The organism is Thioclava sp. JE_KL1 (genome assembly GCF_009296265.1).
Taxonomy (GTDB): domain Bacteria; phylum Pseudomonadota; class Alphaproteobacteria; order Rhodobacterales; family Rhodobacteraceae; genus Thioclava.
In genome coordinates, this window is record NZ_WBJS01000010.1 from 1 (window position 1) to 12,929 (window position 12,929).

Annotated in this window: 25 protein-coding genes and 1 pseudogene; 22 read left to right on the forward strand and 4 right to left on the reverse strand. The window is 61.6% G+C overall.

What is annotated here, in order from left to right:
* The 5 genes and pseudogenes from tuf to F8R15_RS17040 form a co-directional block, all read left to right on the forward strand.
* Positions 1-153 (forward strand): annotated as a pseudogene (gene tuf, locus F8R15_RS17020) (elongation factor Tu); the annotation flags it as partial.
* Positions 154-366: 213 nt separating this feature from the next.
* Positions 367-675 (forward strand): 30S ribosomal protein S10, encoded by a 309-nt coding sequence (gene rpsJ, locus F8R15_RS17025; protein WP_036639457.1) that lies wholly within the window; start codon positions 367-369, stop codon positions 673-675.
* A 10-nt stretch (positions 676-685) separates the two neighbouring features.
* Positions 686-1,552 carry a 50S ribosomal protein L3 gene (rplC, locus tag F8R15_RS17030; RefSeq protein WP_078542383.1) on the forward strand — a complete coding sequence of 289 codons (867 nt, stop codon included), beginning with the start codon at positions 686-688 and terminating at the stop codon, positions 1,550-1,552.
* Positions 1,549-2,169, forward strand: a complete 621-nt coding sequence (gene rplD / locus F8R15_RS17035; protein WP_075773839.1) for a 50S ribosomal protein L4 — start codon at positions 1,549-1,551, stop codon at positions 2,167-2,169. The genes rplC and rplD overlap by 4 nt, the downstream gene beginning before the upstream one ends.
* Entirely contained in the window at positions 2,166-2,462 is a 297-nt protein-coding gene (locus tag F8R15_RS17040) for a 50S ribosomal protein L23 (RefSeq protein ID WP_078521296.1), read from the forward strand. Before rplD ends, F8R15_RS17040 begins: the two co-directional genes overlap by 4 nt.
* A 131-nt stretch (positions 2,463-2,593) precedes the next feature.
* Here the strand turns inward: F8R15_RS17040 and F8R15_RS17045 are convergent, their stop codons facing one another.
* Complete coding sequence (locus tag F8R15_RS17045) at positions 2,594-2,899, reverse strand: SH3 domain-containing protein (RefSeq protein ID WP_088722243.1); 306 nt, start codon at positions 2,897-2,899, stop codon at positions 2,594-2,596.
* Positions 2,900-3,154: 255 nt separating this feature from the next.
* Here F8R15_RS17045 and rplB point away from each other — a divergent pair, with 255 nt between their 5' ends.
* From rplB to rplP, 5 genes are read left to right on the forward strand one after another with little or no spacing between them, the layout of a single operon-like run.
* Positions 3,155-3,994 (forward strand): 50S ribosomal protein L2, encoded by an 840-nt coding sequence (gene rplB / locus F8R15_RS17050; protein WP_078521293.1) that lies wholly within the window; start codon positions 3,155-3,157, stop codon positions 3,992-3,994.
* 3 nt (positions 3,995-3,997) lie between these two features.
* Positions 3,998-4,276: a 30S ribosomal protein S19 gene (gene rpsS / locus F8R15_RS17055; protein ID WP_078521291.1), complete on the forward strand. Its 279-nt coding sequence runs from the start codon at positions 3,998-4,000 to the stop codon at positions 4,274-4,276.
* 5 nt (positions 4,277-4,281) lie between these two features.
* A complete protein-coding gene (rplV, locus tag F8R15_RS17060; protein WP_078521290.1) occupies positions 4,282-4,662 on the forward strand; it encodes a 50S ribosomal protein L22 in 381 nt (126 codons plus the stop codon).
* The gene (gene rpsC, locus F8R15_RS17065) at positions 4,662-5,369 is read left to right on the forward strand and encodes a 30S ribosomal protein S3 (protein ID WP_078521288.1); all 708 of its coding nucleotides are present in this window, start codon (positions 4,662-4,664) and stop codon (positions 5,367-5,369) included. Before rplV ends, rpsC begins: the two co-directional genes overlap by 1 nt.
* A gap of 14 nt (positions 5,370-5,383) precedes the next feature.
* The gene (rplP, locus tag F8R15_RS17070; protein ID WP_078542381.1) at positions 5,384-5,797 is read left to right on the forward strand and encodes a 50S ribosomal protein L16; all 414 of its coding nucleotides are present in this window, start codon (positions 5,384-5,386) and stop codon (positions 5,795-5,797) included.
* A 76-nt stretch (positions 5,798-5,873) separates the two neighbouring features.
* Here rplP and F8R15_RS17075 read toward each other — a convergent pair whose 3' ends face one another.
* Positions 5,874-6,407, reverse strand: a complete 534-nt coding sequence (locus tag F8R15_RS17075; RefSeq protein WP_152845392.1) for a flavodoxin domain-containing protein — start codon at positions 6,405-6,407, stop codon at positions 5,874-5,876.
* A gap of 82 nt (positions 6,408-6,489) precedes the next feature.
* The gene (locus tag F8R15_RS17080; RefSeq protein WP_078549284.1) at positions 6,490-7,125 is read right to left on the reverse strand and encodes a 2OG-Fe(II) oxygenase family protein; all 636 of its coding nucleotides are present in this window, start codon (positions 7,123-7,125) and stop codon (positions 6,490-6,492) included.
* A gap of 188 nt (positions 7,126-7,313) precedes the next feature.
* Here F8R15_RS17080 and rpmC point away from each other — a divergent pair, with 188 nt between their 5' ends.
* From rpmC to rpmD, 11 genes are all read left to right on the forward strand, one after another.
* Positions 7,314-7,514 carry a 50S ribosomal protein L29 gene (gene rpmC / locus F8R15_RS17085; protein WP_078521281.1) on the forward strand — a complete coding sequence of 67 codons (201 nt, stop codon included), beginning with the start codon at positions 7,314-7,316 and terminating at the stop codon, positions 7,512-7,514.
* A 12-nt stretch (positions 7,515-7,526) separates the two neighbouring features.
* Positions 7,527-7,760, forward strand: coding sequence for a 30S ribosomal protein S17 (gene rpsQ / locus F8R15_RS17090; protein ID WP_078521280.1), 234 nt, complete (start codon positions 7,527-7,529; stop codon positions 7,758-7,760).
* A 76-nt stretch (positions 7,761-7,836) separates the two neighbouring features.
* The gene (rplN, locus tag F8R15_RS17095; protein WP_075773851.1) at positions 7,837-8,205 is read left to right on the forward strand and encodes a 50S ribosomal protein L14; all 369 of its coding nucleotides are present in this window, start codon (positions 7,837-7,839) and stop codon (positions 8,203-8,205) included.
* Positions 8,205-8,510 carry a 50S ribosomal protein L24 gene (rplX, locus tag F8R15_RS17100; protein ID WP_078521279.1) on the forward strand — a complete coding sequence of 102 codons (306 nt, stop codon included), beginning with the start codon at positions 8,205-8,207 and terminating at the stop codon, positions 8,508-8,510. Before rplN ends, rplX begins: the two co-directional genes overlap by 1 nt.
* On the forward strand, positions 8,510-9,067 hold the full coding sequence (gene rplE / locus F8R15_RS17105; RefSeq protein ID WP_078549282.1) for a 50S ribosomal protein L5: 558 nt from the start codon (positions 8,510-8,512) through the stop codon (positions 9,065-9,067). The genes rplX and rplE overlap by 1 nt, the downstream gene beginning before the upstream one ends.
* Positions 9,068-9,086: 19 nt before the next feature.
* Positions 9,087-9,392 carry a 30S ribosomal protein S14 gene (gene rpsN, locus F8R15_RS17110; RefSeq protein WP_075773854.1) on the forward strand — a complete coding sequence of 102 codons (306 nt, stop codon included), beginning with the start codon at positions 9,087-9,089 and terminating at the stop codon, positions 9,390-9,392.
* 10 nt (positions 9,393-9,402) lie between these two features.
* Positions 9,403-9,801 (forward strand): 30S ribosomal protein S8, encoded by a 399-nt coding sequence (gene rpsH, locus F8R15_RS17115; RefSeq protein ID WP_152845393.1) that lies wholly within the window; start codon positions 9,403-9,405, stop codon positions 9,799-9,801.
* A gap of 10 nt (positions 9,802-9,811) precedes the next feature.
* Positions 9,812-10,345, forward strand: coding sequence for a 50S ribosomal protein L6 (rplF, locus tag F8R15_RS17120; protein WP_078521275.1), 534 nt, complete (start codon positions 9,812-9,814; stop codon positions 10,343-10,345).
* 11 nt (positions 10,346-10,356) lie between these two features.
* A complete protein-coding gene (rplR, locus tag F8R15_RS17125) occupies positions 10,357-10,716 on the forward strand; it encodes a 50S ribosomal protein L18 (protein WP_075773856.1) in 360 nt (119 codons plus the stop codon).
* Between the two features lie 114 nt (positions 10,717-10,830).
* Positions 10,831-11,400: a 30S ribosomal protein S5 gene (gene rpsE / locus F8R15_RS17130; RefSeq protein ID WP_078549280.1), complete on the forward strand. Its 570-nt coding sequence runs from the start codon at positions 10,831-10,833 to the stop codon at positions 11,398-11,400.
* Positions 11,401-11,412: 12 nt separating this feature from the next.
* Entirely contained in the window at positions 11,413-11,598 is a 186-nt protein-coding gene (rpmD, locus tag F8R15_RS17135; protein WP_075773858.1) for a 50S ribosomal protein L30, read from the forward strand.
* Between the two features lie 91 nt (positions 11,599-11,689).
* Here rpmD and F8R15_RS17140 read toward each other — a convergent pair whose 3' ends face one another.
* Complete coding sequence (locus F8R15_RS17140; RefSeq protein WP_216644144.1) at positions 11,690-12,268, reverse strand: hypothetical protein; 579 nt, start codon at positions 12,266-12,268, stop codon at positions 11,690-11,692.
* 155 nt (positions 12,269-12,423) lie between these two features.
* Here F8R15_RS17140 and F8R15_RS17145 point away from each other — a divergent pair, with 155 nt between their 5' ends.
* Positions 12,424-12,900: a universal stress protein gene (locus F8R15_RS17145; RefSeq protein ID WP_246831750.1), complete on the forward strand. Its 477-nt coding sequence runs from the start codon at positions 12,424-12,426 to the stop codon at positions 12,898-12,900.
* Positions 12,901-12,929 lie beyond the last annotated feature (29 nt).

A 12,929-nucleotide genomic window follows, 5' to 3' on the forward strand; every position in this document is an offset into this window, starting at 1 on the left:
CCCGAGGGCACCGAGATGGTCATGCCGGGCGACAACCTGAAGTTCGAAGTTGAACTGATCGCTCCGATCGCGATGGAAGACGGTCTGCGCTTCGCAATCCGCGAAGGTGGCCGCACCGTCGGCGCCGGCGTCGTCTCCAAAATCATCGCGTGATCGATGGTTTCGGGGCCCTCTCCGGGGCCCCGAAAACGACAGTTGGAAAGAATTTGAATGGTGCGCCGAAAGGCGCGCCATTCGCTCTTGACAGACTCAGGGTGACGCCATAGAGGACGCGCCTGATCTGCCAAGATTTTCAGGTTCGATGCAGGCGCTACATTCGGTGCCGTCTGCCTCTCAACCTTCACGCCATGCGAAGAGGCATGACATATGACCGGCCAAAATATCCGCATCCGGCTCAAGGCGTTCGATTACCGCGTGCTGGACGCCAGCACCCAGGAAATCGTGAACACCGCGAAGCGCACGGGTGCTCAGGTTCGCGGGCCCATCCCGCTCCCGAACAAGATCGAGAAATTCACGGTTCTGCGTGGTCCGCACATCGACAAGAAGTCGCGTGACCAGTGGGAGATCCGGACGCACAAGCGTCTTCTCGACATCGTCGATCCGACCCCCCAGACCGTGGACGCGCTGATGAAGCTCGACCTCGCAGCGGGCGTCGACGTCGAGATCAAGGTGTAAGGAGGGCATTATGCTGCGGACTGGTGTTATCGCCAAGAAGCTGGGCATGACCCGGCTCTTCCTTGAGGACGGCAAGCAGGTTCCTGTGACCGTTCTCCAACTCGACAAGCTTCAGGTGGTGGCTCAGCGCACTTCCGAACTCGACGGCTACACGGCCGTTCAGCTCGGCGCTGGTGAAGCCAAGGCCAAGCGTACGACCGCCGCTCTGCGTGGTCACTTCGCGAAAGCCAATGTCGCCCCGAAGCGCAAAGTCGCGGAATTCCGCGTCGCTGAAGAAAACCTGATCGAAGTGGGCGAGGAAATCACCGCGAACCACTATTTCGAAGGTCAGTTCGTGGATATCGCGGGCACCTCGATCGGTAAGGGTTTCGCCGGTGCTATGAAGCGTCACAACTTCGGTGGTCTGCGCGCCACGCACGGCGTGTCGATCTCGCACCGCTCGCACGGTTCGACCGGTCAGTGTCAGGACCCGGGCAAAGTGTTCAAGGGCAAGAAGATGGCCGGTCACCTCGGTGCCGTGCGCGTCACGACCCAAAACCTTCAGGTCGTCAAGACCGATGCCGACCGTGGCCTGATCATGGTCAAGGGTTCGGTGCCGGGCGCCAAAGGTGGCTGGGTGACGGTCAAGGATGCGGTCAAGAAGCCGCTCTCCGAGAACATCATCTACCCCGCCGCGCTGAAGTCGGCTGCCGAAGCCGCTGCGAAAGCTGCTGAAGAAGCCGCTGCCGCTGCTGCTGCCGAGGCTGAAGCCGAAGCTCAGCGTCTCGCCGAGGAGCAGGCCGCTCAGGAAGCTGCTGCGCTGAAGGAAGCTGAAGAGTCGATCGAAGCCGACAAAGGCGAAGACGGCGGCGAAGCGCCCGAAGGAGACAAGCAATGAAACTCGATGTGATCAAGCTCGACGCCGGCAAAGCCGGTTCGATCGACCTCGCCGACGAGATCTTCGGGCTCGAGCCGCGTGCGGACATCCTGCATCGCGTCGTGCGCTGGCAGCGCGCGAAGGCTCAGCAGGGCACCCACTCGGTTCTCACCCGCTCGGAGGTCAGCTACTCGACCAAGAAGATCTATCGTCAGAAGGGCACCGGTGGCGCACGTCACGGCTCCCGCAAGGCGCCGATCTTCCGCAAGGGTGGTGTCTACAAAGGCCCGACCCCGCGCAGCCACGCTCACGACCTGCCCAAGAAGTTCCGGGCTCTGGGTCTGAAGCACGCGCTGTCGTCGAAAGCCGCCGCTGGCAAACTGATCGTCCTTGAGGACGCGCAGCTCGCCGAAGCCAAGACCAAGCTGCTGGCGAAAGCCGCCAAGGAGCTGGGCTGGAAGAAGGTGCTGGTGATCGACGGGGCCGAGGTGAACGAGAACTTCGCCCAAGCCGCGCGCAACATCGACGGCATCGATGTGCTGCCTTCGATGGGCGCCAACGTGTATGACATCCTCAAGCGTGACACGCTCGTGCTCACGAAGGCGGGTGTCGAAGCTCTGGAGGCTCGTCTGAAATGAGCGCGAAACCCGAACATTACGACGTGATCGTCAAGCCGATCATCACCGAGAAGGCCACCATGGCCTCGGAGAACGGCGCTGTTGTTTTCGAAGTGGCGAAAGACGCTTCGAAGCCGCAGATCAAAGAAGCTGTTGAGACTCTCTTCGGCGTCAAGGTGAAGGCGGTCAACACCACCATCACCAAAGGCAAGACCAAGCGCTTCCGGGGCACCCCCGGTCGTCGCTCGGACTTCAAGAAAGCCTACGTGACGCTGGAAGAAGGCAACACGATCGACGTCACCACCGGCCTGTAATCCGGTAGGACAGAGAAATTGAGAAGGCCCTCGCGATCCGCGGGGGCCTTTTCGTTTGCGTGATCGCTAGGGGAGGGGGTGCTTGCCGCTCATGGAGTGGCCGGGCGGCCAGCCCGGGCAGCGCCAGCGCCTCACTTCTCGCGCAGGTAGCTCTCCGAGACATAGCCGCGCAGGTTGCGGGCGACGTCGAGCGAGACGTTGCACCAGCGGGTATTGCCGCTGCGCTCGCAGCTGCGCACATGGACGATCGCGCCGTTGGGAAGCCCCAGGATCACCTTGTAGCCGGTGCCGGGGCCTGCGCGCAGTTTCAGCATGTCCTGCCCTTTCACCCCGGCGACCTCATAGGTGCCGCGCCACGCGTCGGCGAGGGTGGGGGTGGCGAGGGTGGCTGCCGCGCAGAGCGTGGCTGCAAGGAGGATTGCTCGGGTTGGACGCATTGGTTGCTCCTGTTATGTCTTCTGCCTCGGCAGCCATTTTGCCTGCCCTGACCGCGAAGCGCCAGTTGCTTGGACCATCGCGCGCAAAAACAGGCCAAGCCTATAGACTCACCCCCGCATCCCTGCTACATCGCGCCAGTCTCGCGGCCTCGGATTCGTTCCGGGGCCCGTGATTTTTGAATTCGGGGACCTTCGGGGCCCTATACACACAGACAGGCGGGGCAACTCGCCGCAAACCAACGGAAGACAGAAAGCATGGCACTCAAGTCGTATAAGCCGACGACGCCGGGCCAGCGTGGGCTGGTTCTGATCGACCGTTCGGAGCTTTGGAAAGGCCGTCCGGTCAAAGCCCTCACGCAGGGTTTGACCAAGTCGGGTGGCCGGAACAACACCGGGCGGATCACGATGTGGCACAAGGGTGGTGGCGCGAAGCGTCTCTACCGCATCGTCGATTTCAAGCGTCGCAAGTTCGATGTTCAAGGCACCGTCGAGCGGATCGAATACGATCCGAACCGGACCGCCTTCATCGCGCTGATCAACTATGAAGATGGTGAGCAGGCCTACATCCTCGCACCCCAGCGTCTCGCTGTCGGTGACAAGGTCGTTTCGGGCTCGCGTCACGACGTCAAGCCGGGCAACGCGATGCCGTTCTCGGGCATGCCGATCGGTACCATCGTCCACAACGTCGAACTGAAGCCCGGCAAGGGTGGCCAGATCGCACGCGCCGCGGGCACCTACGCCCAATTCGTCGGCCGTGACGGTGGCTACGCTCAGCTGCGTCTTTCGTCGGGCGAACTGCGCCTCGTGCGTCAGGAATGCATGGCGACCATCGGTGCCGTGTCGAACGCCGACCACTCGAACCAGAACCTCGGTAAAGCCGGTCGTAAGCGCCACATGGGCGTCCGTCCGACCGTCCGCGGTGTCGCGATGAACCCGATCGACCACCCGCACGGTGGTGGTGAAGGTCGTACCTCGGGTGGCCGTCATCCGGTTACGCCGTGGGGCAAGCCCACCAAGGGCAAGCGCACGCGCGTCAACAAGAAGACGGACCAGTATATCCTGCGTTCGCGTCACGCGAAGAAGAAGGGTCGCTAACATATGTCTCGTTCTGTTTGGAAAGGCCCCTTCGTTGATGCCTACCTGCTGAAAAAAGCAGAGAAGGCTCGCGAGTCGGGCAAAGGCGACGTCATCAAGATCTGGTCGCGTCGCTCCACCATCCTGCCGCAATTCGTTGGTCTGACCTTTGGGGTCTACAACGGCCACAAGCACATCCCGGTGAACGTCACCGAGGAAATGATCGGTCAGAAGTTCGGTGAATATTCGCCGACCCGCACCTATTACGGGCATGCGGCCGACAAAAAAGCCAAGAGGAAGTAATCGTCATGGGTAAGGAAAAGAATCCGCGCCGCGTGGCGGAGAACGAAGCGATGGCGAAGACCCGCATGCTTCGCACCTCGCCGCAGAAACTGAACCTCGTCGCCGCGATGATCCGTGGCAAGAAGGTCGACAAGGCCCTTTCGGACCTGACCTTCTCGAAGAAGCGCATCGCGCTCGACGTGAAGAAGTGCCTTCAGTCGGCAATCGCCAACGCTGAGAACAACCACGGCCTGGACGTGGACGAGCTCGTCGTGGCGGAAGCTTGGGTTGGCAAGAACCTGGTGATGAAGCGTGGCCGTCCGCGGGCACGTGGTCGCTTCGGCAAGATCATGAAGCCGTTCTCGGAAATCACCATCAAGGTGCGTCAGGTTGAGGAGCAAGCGTAATGGGTCAGAAGGTTAATCCGATCGGCATGCGCCTCCAGGTCAACCGCACCTGGGATAGCCGCTGGTACGCCGACAGCAAAGACTATGGCGACCTGCTGCTCGAGGACATCAAGATCCGCGAGTTCATCCACGAGGAAGCCAAGCAGGCCGGCATCAGCCGTGTCATCATCGAGCGTCCGCACAAGAAGTGCCGTGTGACCATTCACGCAGCACGTCCGGGCGTCATCATCGGCAAGAAGGGCGCTGACATCGAAGCGCTCCGCAAGAAGCTGGCGAACTTCACCGACAGCGAGCTGCACCTGAACATCGTCGAAGTCCGCAAGCCGGAACTCGATGCGCAGCTCGTCGCCGAGTCGATCGCACAGCAGCTCGAGCGTCGTGTCTCGTTCCGTCGCGCCATGAAGCGCTCGGTGCAGAACGCGATGCGTATGGGTGGTCTTGGTATCCGTGTGAACGTCGCTGGCCGTCTGGGCGGCGCCGAGATCGCACGTACTGAGTGGTATCGCGAAGGTCGCGTGCCGCTGCACACCCTGCGTGCCGATATCGACTATGCGCTGTCCGAAGCGTCGACCCCCTACGGGATCATCGGCGTGAAGGTCTGGATCTTCAAAGGCGAGATCATGGAACATGATCCGCAAGCTCGTGACCGCAAGCACGCTGAAGCCCAAGAGGGCCCGGCACCGCGCGGCCCGCGTCGCGATCGCTGAGGGAGTAGATAGTTATGCTGCAACCGAAACGGACGAAGTTCCGCAAGATGCACAAAGGCCGGATTCACGGTGAAGCTAAAGGTGGTTTCGACCTGAACTTCGGTCACTTCGGCCTCAAGGCAGAGGCGCCCGAGCGCGTCACCGCCCGTCAGATCGAAGCTGCGCGTCGTGCGATCACCCGCCACATGAAGCGTCAAGGCCGTGTCTGGATCCGGATCTTCCCGGATACCCCGATCACCGCGAAACCCACCGAAGTCCGTATGGGTAAAGGTAAGGGTTCGGTCGACCGTTGGGCCGCCAAGGTCAAGCCCGGCCGCGTGATGTTCGAGATCGACGGCGTCAACGAAGAGACCGCTCGCGAGGCTCTGCGCCTCGGCGCGGCCAAGCTTCCGGTCGCCTGCCGTATCGTCGAGCGTCAGGACTGGTAATCCCGGTCTGACTGCTGAAGACAAACGAAAGCCCCGCCAGAGATGGCGGGGCTTTTGCTTTGGAAGGGCGTGACGGTTAGGCTCCGTCGGAAATCCAGCCGTCGATCAGCGCATCGAGCGCTTCCCAGTCGGTATATTCGATATCGGCGTCGAGATCGGCATCGGGGTCCTTCTTCGCCACGATCCGGCGCATCACGAACCGGCGGAAGATATCGTATTTCGACGGCAGGTAGGCGCCCGCGATCTGCTCGGTCAGATCCGGCGTCCAGCCGGTCGCCTCTTCGAAGTCCTTGAGGATCTTGTCGAGTGCGCGCCAATCCTCCGCGTCGTGGCCCGCGGCGGCCAGGGACACGGAGAGAAAGAGGCTCGGGCGGGTCCGGATGATGTCGCGTTGCTCTGCGACGAAATCGGCGAAGCGGCCCTGATAATGTCCGACATGGATCGAGGCCGCGAGGATGATCCGGTCGAACCGGTCGAGGTCCATCCCCTCGGCTTCCTTCGTGGAAATCAATTCGGCGGAATGGCCCAATTCCGAAATCCGGTCGGCGACGTGCCGCGCGATCTTGCGGGTTTGCCCCTCGCTGGAGGCATAGGCGACGAGTGTTTTCATGCTGCGCTCCCGTTATCTGGTTGCGCAGCAAGGAAATCATGTGAGACGCGGTTTGGCTATGATTGCGATCAAAGCGCCGGGCTCAATCCACCCATTTGTAATTGAAGCTCACCGAGATGCGTTCGTCTTCGGCCATGTTCATCGGCACCTCGTGGCGCAGCCAGCTTTCCCAGAGCAGAACCTCGCCCGGTTCGGGGGCGATGTAGATGAAGGGCTGCAGCTCGCGCCGGGCGGTCTTGAGGCGGGTAGGGGCCGCCATCATCCGCGCGCTGCGCGGGTCTTCCAGCTTCAGCGCCGAGGCGCCGTCGGGCATCGCGACATAGGTCGTGCCCGAGATCACCGAATGCGGGTGCAGGTGCGAGCTGTGGGTGCCGCCTTCGGGCAGGATGTTGATCCAGAGATCTTCGAGCACCAGCTTGCCCTCGCCCAGATCGAATTGCAGATCTTCGGCGAAGGCCGCGACGTGCTTGTCGAGCGCCTTCACCATGTCCGCGAAGATCGGGAAGCGCCAGGGCAGGTCGGTGAGCGAGGCGTAGGAGGTGTAACCCGGATAGCCGTTCTCCTCGCACCAGTCCTGACCGGCCTCGTCATCCTCGGCGATGGCATAGCACGAGGCCTCCAGCTCGCCCGTATCGACCTTGGGGCCGAATGCGGATAGGGAGGCGCGGTAGAGTCGGGTGACGAAGAGGGACTCGATCTGGGTCTTGGGCTCGGACATAAGGGCTCTCGCAACTGGGCGTGGATTTATCCCCCTGTTACGCCAAAGCGGCCCGAAGGCCAAACAATCCTTGCCATATTCGATTCGCTCTGATATTGGCCGCAAGTTCCTGAAATCAGGACCGACATAACCCATCAGAAAGCAGGGTCACCCGCGAGGGGCCCTCTGATGCCAAGAAAGGACCCGGGATGAACGCCCAAGAACTCAAGGCGAAGACGCCTGATGAGCTGCGTGATCAGCTCGTCTCGCTGAAGAAAGAAGCCTTCAACCTCCGCTTTCAGCAGGCCACGAACCAGCTCGAGAACACCGCGCGCATGCGCTCTGTTCGTCGGGACGTTGCACGTATCAAAACCGTGCTGAACCAAAAAGCCGCTGAAGCCGCGAAGTAAGGAGAGCTTCCTATGCCCAAACGCATCCTGCAAGGTACCGTGACGTCGGACAAGAACGACCAAACCGTAACCGTTTCGGTCGAGCGCCGCTTCACGCATCCGGTTCTCAAGAAGACGATCCGGAAGTCCAAGAAATACCGCGCCCATGACGCGGAAAACCAGTTCAAGACCGGTGACATTGTTCGCATCGAAGAGTGCGCACCCGTCTCGAAGACCAAGCGCTGGCGGGTTGTGGTTTCGGCGTAAGCCGGGGCCATCCGTCAGTATTCGAAACCCTGGGGCCCTTACTGCATAGGCGTCCCCAAAGGTCGGGAGTAACCCCATGATCCAGATGCAGACCAATCTGGATGTTGCTGACAACTCCGGCGCTCGCCGGGTTCAGTGCATCAAGGTCCTCGGCGGCTCGCACCGCCGTTACGCATCCGTGGGCGACATCATTGTGGTGTCGGTCAAGGAAGCGATCCCGCGCGGCCGCGTGAAGAAAGGTGACGTCCGCAAGGCCGTCGTCGTGCGCACCGCCAAAGAAGTTCGTCGCGACGATGGCACCGCCATCCGTTTCGACCGCAACGCCGCCGTCATCCTGAACAACGCGGGCGAGCCGGTCGGCACCCGTATCTTCGGGCCGGTCGTGCGTGAGCTGCGTGCGAAGAACTTCATGAAGATCATCTCGCTTGCTCCGGAGGTGCTGTAATGGCTGCTAAGCTCCGCAAAGGCGATAAGGTCGTCGTTCTCGCTGGCAAGGACAAGGGCAAGCAGGGTGAGATCACCTCTGTTGACCCGAAAGCCGGCAAAGCTGTCGTCGACGGCGTGAACGTTGCGATCCGCCACCAGCGTCAGACCCAGTCCAACCAGGGCGGTCGCCAGCCCAAGGCTATGCCGATCGACCTGTCGAACCTGGCTCTGATGGACGCAAACGGCAAAGCCACCCGCGTCGGCTTCCGCGAGGAAGACGGCAAGAAGGTGCGTTTCGCCAAGACCACGGGGGATGCGATCTGATGCTCGATCAAGCAACCTACACTCCGCGTCTTCGCGCTCTTTACCGCGACACCATCAAGGCGGCGCTGAAAGAAGAGTTCGGCTACAAGAACGACATGATGATCCCGAAGCTCGACAAGATCGTGCTGAACATGGGCGTCGGCGAAGCCGTGAAAGACACCAAGAAGGTCAAGCAGGCCGCCGAAGAGCTCTCGCTCATCGCTGGTCAGAAGGCCGTGATGACCAAGGCGAAGAAGTCGATCGCTGGCTTCCGCGTCCGGGAAGAGATGCCGCTGGGTACGAAAGTGACCCTGCGCGGTGACCGGATGTACGAATTCCTCGATCGCCTGATCAACGTTGCTATGCCGCGCGTTCGCGACTTCCGCGGCGTGAAGCCGTCGTTCGACGGTCGTGGCAACTTCGCAATGGGCCTCAAGGAACACATCGTGTTCCCCGAGATCGACTTCGATAAGGTCGATGAGGTTCTGGGTATGGACATCATCATGGTGACCACGTCTGACGTGGATGCCGAAGCGAAGGCGCTGTTGAAGCATTTCAACATGCCCTTCAACGCCTGATCGCGGAGGAACGAAACTTATGGCTAAGAAATCCATGGTTGCGCGCGAAGCGAAGCGCCAGCGTCTTGTGAACAAGTACGCTGACAAGCGGGCCGCGCTCAAGGAAATCATCAACGACCAGGAGCGCCCGATGGAAGAGCGCTTCAAGGCGTCGCTGAAACTCGCGGAACTCCCGCGCAACTCGTCGGCGGTCCGGCTGCACAATCGTTGCCAGCTCACGGGTCGTCCCCACGCTTACTACCGTAAGCTCAAACTCTCGCGGATCATGCTGCGTGACCTGGCCTCCTACGGTCAGATCCCCGGCATGGTGAAGTCGAGCTGGTAAGGAGGGCGACATGTCTGTGAATGATCCTCTCGGCGATATGCTGACCCGCATCCGCAACGCACAACTGCGTGGCAAATCCACCGTCCGCACCCCGGCCTCCAAGCTTCGCGCTTGGGTTCTCGACGTGCTGGCTGACGAAGGCTACATCCGTGGTTACGAGCAGGCGACGTCTGCTGCCGGCCATCCGGAGCTGGAAATCAGCCTCAAGTACTACGAGGGCACCCCGGTCATCCGCGAGCTGCAGCGCGTCTCGACCCCCGGTCGCCGCGTGTACATGGCCGCGAAAGACGTTCCGTCGGTCCGTCAGGGCCTTGGCGTCTCGATCGTCTCGACCTCGAAGGGCGTGATGTCGGATGCAAACGCACGATCCGCCAATGTTGGCGGCGAAGTGCTCTGCACCGTGTTCTAAGGAGGGCTCAATGTCTCGTATTGGTAAGAAACCGGTCGAGCTTCCCAGCGGCGTTTCTGCGCAGCTGTCGGGCCAGACCATCGAAGTGAAGGGGCCGAAAGGCACCCGTACCTTCACCGCGACCGACGACGTGACCCTCGCTGTCGAGGACAACGCCGTCACCGTCACCCCGCGTGGCCAGTCGAAGCGCGCGCGCCAGCAGTGGGGTATGACCCGCTCGCAGGTCGCGAACCTCGTCCAGGGCGTGACCGAAGGCTTCAAGAAGGAGCTGGAGATTCAGGGTGTTGGTTATCGTGCGCAGATGCAGGGCAACGTCCTGAAGCTGTCGCTCGGTTATTCGCACGAAGTCAACTTCGAGGTTCCGGAGGGCGTGACTGTCACCGCTCCGAAGCAGACCGAGATCGTTGTGGAAGGTTCTGACCAGCAGCAGGTGGGCCAGGTCGCGGCAAATATCCGCGAATGGCGTGCTCCCGAGCCCTATAAGGGCAAGGGCATCCGCTACAAGGGTGAGTATATCTTCCGCAAAGAAGGTAAGAAGAAGTAAGGAACGCGAAAATGGCAAACAGCAAACGGGATCTGTTCCTCAAGCGCCGCCTGCGCGTCCGGAACAAGCTTCGCAAGATGGCCGCTGGTCGCGCCCGTCTTTCGGTGCATCGTTCGTCGAAGAACATCAGCGTTCAGCTGATCGACGACGTCAACGGTCGCACTCTGGCCGCCGCTTCCACGCTCGAGAAGGATCTCGGTGTGGTCGGCAAGAACAACGTCGAAGCGGCAGCCAAAGTTGGCGCCGCGATCGCCGAGCGTGCGAAGAAGGCCGGTGTCGAAACCTGCTACTTCGACCGCGGTGGCTTCCTGTTCCACGGGAAGATCAAGGCGCTCGCCGACGCAGCCCGCGAAGGCGGTCTGAAGTTCTAAGACTGGTGGGGGACGTTCGCGTCCCCCCGATGATCCGGGCCGCGCCCTTCGGGGCGGGGCACCTGGATTGAGACAAACGGCGTGAAACCACGCCATCACGAGAAGGAATGCCTCATGGCAGAACGTGACAACCGCCGGGGCCGCCGCGACGACCGCGACGAAAACCCGGAATTCGCCGATCGCCTCGTCGCGATCAACCGCGTGTCGAAAACCGTGAAGGGTGGTAAGCGCTTTGGCTTCGCAGCCCTCGTGGTCGTCGGCGACCAGCGTGGCCGTGTCGGCTTCGGCAAAGGCAAGGCCAAAGAGGTTCCGGAAGCGATCCGCAAAGCCACCGAGCAAGCGAAGCGCAACCTGATCCGCGTCCCGCTGCGCGATGGCCGCACGCTGCACCACGACATCGAGGGCCGTCACGGCGCTGGTAAGGTCGTGATGCGCACCGCACCGGAAGGTACCGGGATCATCGCCGGTGGTCCGATGCGTGCCGTGTTCGAGATGCTGGGCGTGAAGGACGTCGTGTCGAAATCGACCGGCACCCAGAACCCCTACAACATGATCCGTGCCACGCTGAACGGTCTGACCCGCGAAGCAAGCCCCCGTCAGGTGGCTGCGCGCCGCGGCAAGAAAGTGGCCGACATCCTCAAGAAGCCCGAGGCTGAGGCAACTGCCGAAGCCACGGAAGCGTAAGGAGAGCGATCAATGGCTACCATCGTCGTCAAGCAGATCGGTTCGCCGATCCGTCGCCCCGCCATCCAGCGTGCCACGCTGAAAGGTCTGGGTCTGGACAAGATGAACCGTACCCGTGAGCTGGAAGATACTCCGGCCGTCCGCGGTATGGTTGCGAAGATCCCGCACCTCGTCGAAATCGTCGAAGAGCGCGGCTGAGCCGACCGGTTCGTCTGAATAACGAAACGCCCCGACCGAAAGGCCGGGGCGTTTTGCATTCGTGGGGGTGCGTCTTCGGGGGCAGGGCGCCTCAGTTCCAGGCGGGGCCTCTGCCGCCGCCATAGCCGCGCCCTTGGCCGCCCATGCCGCGCCCCTGCATCTGCCCACCGCCTCCGCAGCGCTGGAAGGCGGGCAGGTGCTTGTTCTGAGAGGCATCGCGCAGGCGCGTCAGGATCTGGGTAAGCTGGCCATTCCCGGCGACCGCCGGCAGGAGCCGCCCGTCATAGAGCCCGGAATTCGCCATCTCCGCCTGCACGCCAAGCGCACAAGCCTCGGCCAGGGTGCCCGGCACCGGGGCCAGAGGCTTCGCCCCGCTCAGATAAGGGTTCGCGGGGACGGGTAGCCCGTTCTGCCGCAGCACTCCGATCAGCGCCGCAGCATGCGAGATCTCGGCCCGCTCGATATTCGAGAAGGGGCGCACGGCGCCGAACCTCTCCATGATCGCCCGATAGGTGGCCTGCGCGTGATACTCGTCATCCAGCGCCGCGAGCACCGCCCTATGTTCCGCCGAGGTGAGCGCCGCGTGCGCGGGCAATGCCGTGCCTGCGACGACCGCTATCACGGCAACGATCGCGCCAAGTCTTGTTCCAAGTGAGCTGTGAAAACGCATCGGTCTCTCCTTCCTGAGCCAACTGGAAGTCATACGGCGACGTAGGACGGAATCCGGCGCCGATGTGACCGCGCGCCGCAGGCCCCGAGGCAGGCATGTCATTTCTTTAATTTTTCTTCACGAAATCCGGAACCGAATGTGACACACTGGGTTGGTTGGATATCGTTGCATCCTGCAATAGGGTGCTGCGCTTCAAGACTGAGGGACGGATCGATATGTTTGAAAAAATCATGGTTCCGGTCGACCTGCGTCATGTCGAGAAGATGGGCAAGACGTTGAAAGTCGCTTCGGAAATCGCAGCGAAACACGACGCAGAAGTTGTTTTCATAGGTGTCACTAGCCAAGAGCCGAGCGAATTCGGCCACAATGCCAAGGAATATGCCGCGAAACTGGACGATTTCGCGCAGAGCCATGCCAACGAGTTTGGGCATAAGGGGTCGTCGAAGGCAGTCATCGTGCCCGACCCGGCCGTTGATCTCGACAAGACGTTGCTGAAGACGGCTGACGATCTTGGGGCCGATCTGGTGGTGATGGCCACGCATGTGCCCAACGCGGCCAACTATCTCTTTGCGTCGCATGGCGGCCACCTCGCCGCGCACAGCGATGCGTCGGTGTTTCTCGTACGCGGATAACGCGGACCAATATAACCAATAAGGACAGG

Excerpts from the sequence above, each read along its gene's own strand:
- F8R15_RS17080 (WP_078549284.1), bottom strand. The coding sequence starts at position 7,125 with ATGTCCGAGCCCAAGACCCAGATCGAGTCCCTCTTCGTCACCCGACTC.
- rpsJ (WP_036639457.1), top strand. The coding sequence starts at position 367 with ATGACCGGCCAAAATATCCGCATCCGGCTCAAGGCGTTCGATTACCGC.
- rpsS (WP_078521291.1), top strand. The coding sequence starts at position 3,998 with ATGTCTCGTTCTGTTTGGAAAGGCCCCTTCGTTGATGCCTACCTGCTG.
- rplP (WP_078542381.1), top strand. The coding sequence starts at position 5,384 with ATGCTGCAACCGAAACGGACGAAGTTCCGCAAGATGCACAAAGGCCGG.
- rplX (WP_078521279.1), top strand. The coding sequence starts at position 8,205 with ATGGCTGCTAAGCTCCGCAAAGGCGATAAGGTCGTCGTTCTCGCTGGC.
- rpsH (WP_152845393.1), top strand. The coding sequence starts at position 9,403 with ATGTCTGTGAATGATCCTCTCGGCGATATGCTGACCCGCATCCGCAAC.
- rplF (WP_078521275.1), top strand. The coding sequence starts at position 9,812 with ATGTCTCGTATTGGTAAGAAACCGGTCGAGCTTCCCAGCGGCGTTTCT.
- rplB (WP_078521293.1), top strand. The coding sequence starts at position 3,155 with ATGGCACTCAAGTCGTATAAGCCGACGACGCCGGGCCAGCGTGGGCTG.
- rpsE (WP_078549280.1), top strand. The coding sequence starts at position 10,831 with ATGGCAGAACGTGACAACCGCCGGGGCCGCCGCGACGACCGCGACGAA.
- rplN (WP_075773851.1), top strand. The coding sequence starts at position 7,837 with ATGATCCAGATGCAGACCAATCTGGATGTTGCTGACAACTCCGGCGCT.
- rpmD (WP_075773858.1), top strand. The coding sequence starts at position 11,413 with ATGGCTACCATCGTCGTCAAGCAGATCGGTTCGCCGATCCGTCGCCCC.
- F8R15_RS17140 (WP_216644144.1), bottom strand. The coding sequence starts at position 12,268 with ATGCGTTTTCACAGCTCACTTGGAACAAGACTTGGCGCGATCGTTGCC.
- rplR (WP_075773856.1), top strand. The coding sequence starts at position 10,357 with ATGGCAAACAGCAAACGGGATCTGTTCCTCAAGCGCCGCCTGCGCGTC.
- rpmC (WP_078521281.1), top strand. The coding sequence starts at position 7,314 with ATGAACGCCCAAGAACTCAAGGCGAAGACGCCTGATGAGCTGCGTGAT.
- F8R15_RS17075 (WP_152845392.1), bottom strand. The coding sequence starts at position 6,407 with ATGAAAACACTCGTCGCCTATGCCTCCAGCGAGGGGCAAACCCGCAAG.
- rplE (WP_078549282.1), top strand. The coding sequence starts at position 8,510 with ATGCTCGATCAAGCAACCTACACTCCGCGTCTTCGCGCTCTTTACCGC.
- F8R15_RS17040 (WP_078521296.1), top strand. The coding sequence starts at position 2,166 with ATGAGCGCGAAACCCGAACATTACGACGTGATCGTCAAGCCGATCATC.
- rpsN (WP_075773854.1), top strand. The coding sequence starts at position 9,087 with ATGGCTAAGAAATCCATGGTTGCGCGCGAAGCGAAGCGCCAGCGTCTT.
- rplC (WP_078542383.1), top strand. The coding sequence starts at position 686 with ATGCTGCGGACTGGTGTTATCGCCAAGAAGCTGGGCATGACCCGGCTC.
- rplV (WP_078521290.1), top strand. The coding sequence starts at position 4,282 with ATGGGTAAGGAAAAGAATCCGCGCCGCGTGGCGGAGAACGAAGCGATG.
- rpsC (WP_078521288.1), top strand. The coding sequence starts at position 4,662 with ATGGGTCAGAAGGTTAATCCGATCGGCATGCGCCTCCAGGTCAACCGC.
- rplD (WP_075773839.1), top strand. The coding sequence starts at position 1,549 with ATGAAACTCGATGTGATCAAGCTCGACGCCGGCAAAGCCGGTTCGATC.
- F8R15_RS17045 (WP_088722243.1), bottom strand. The coding sequence starts at position 2,899 with ATGCGTCCAACCCGAGCAATCCTCCTTGCAGCCACGCTCTGCGCGGCA.
- rpsQ (WP_078521280.1), top strand. The coding sequence starts at position 7,527 with ATGCCCAAACGCATCCTGCAAGGTACCGTGACGTCGGACAAGAACGAC.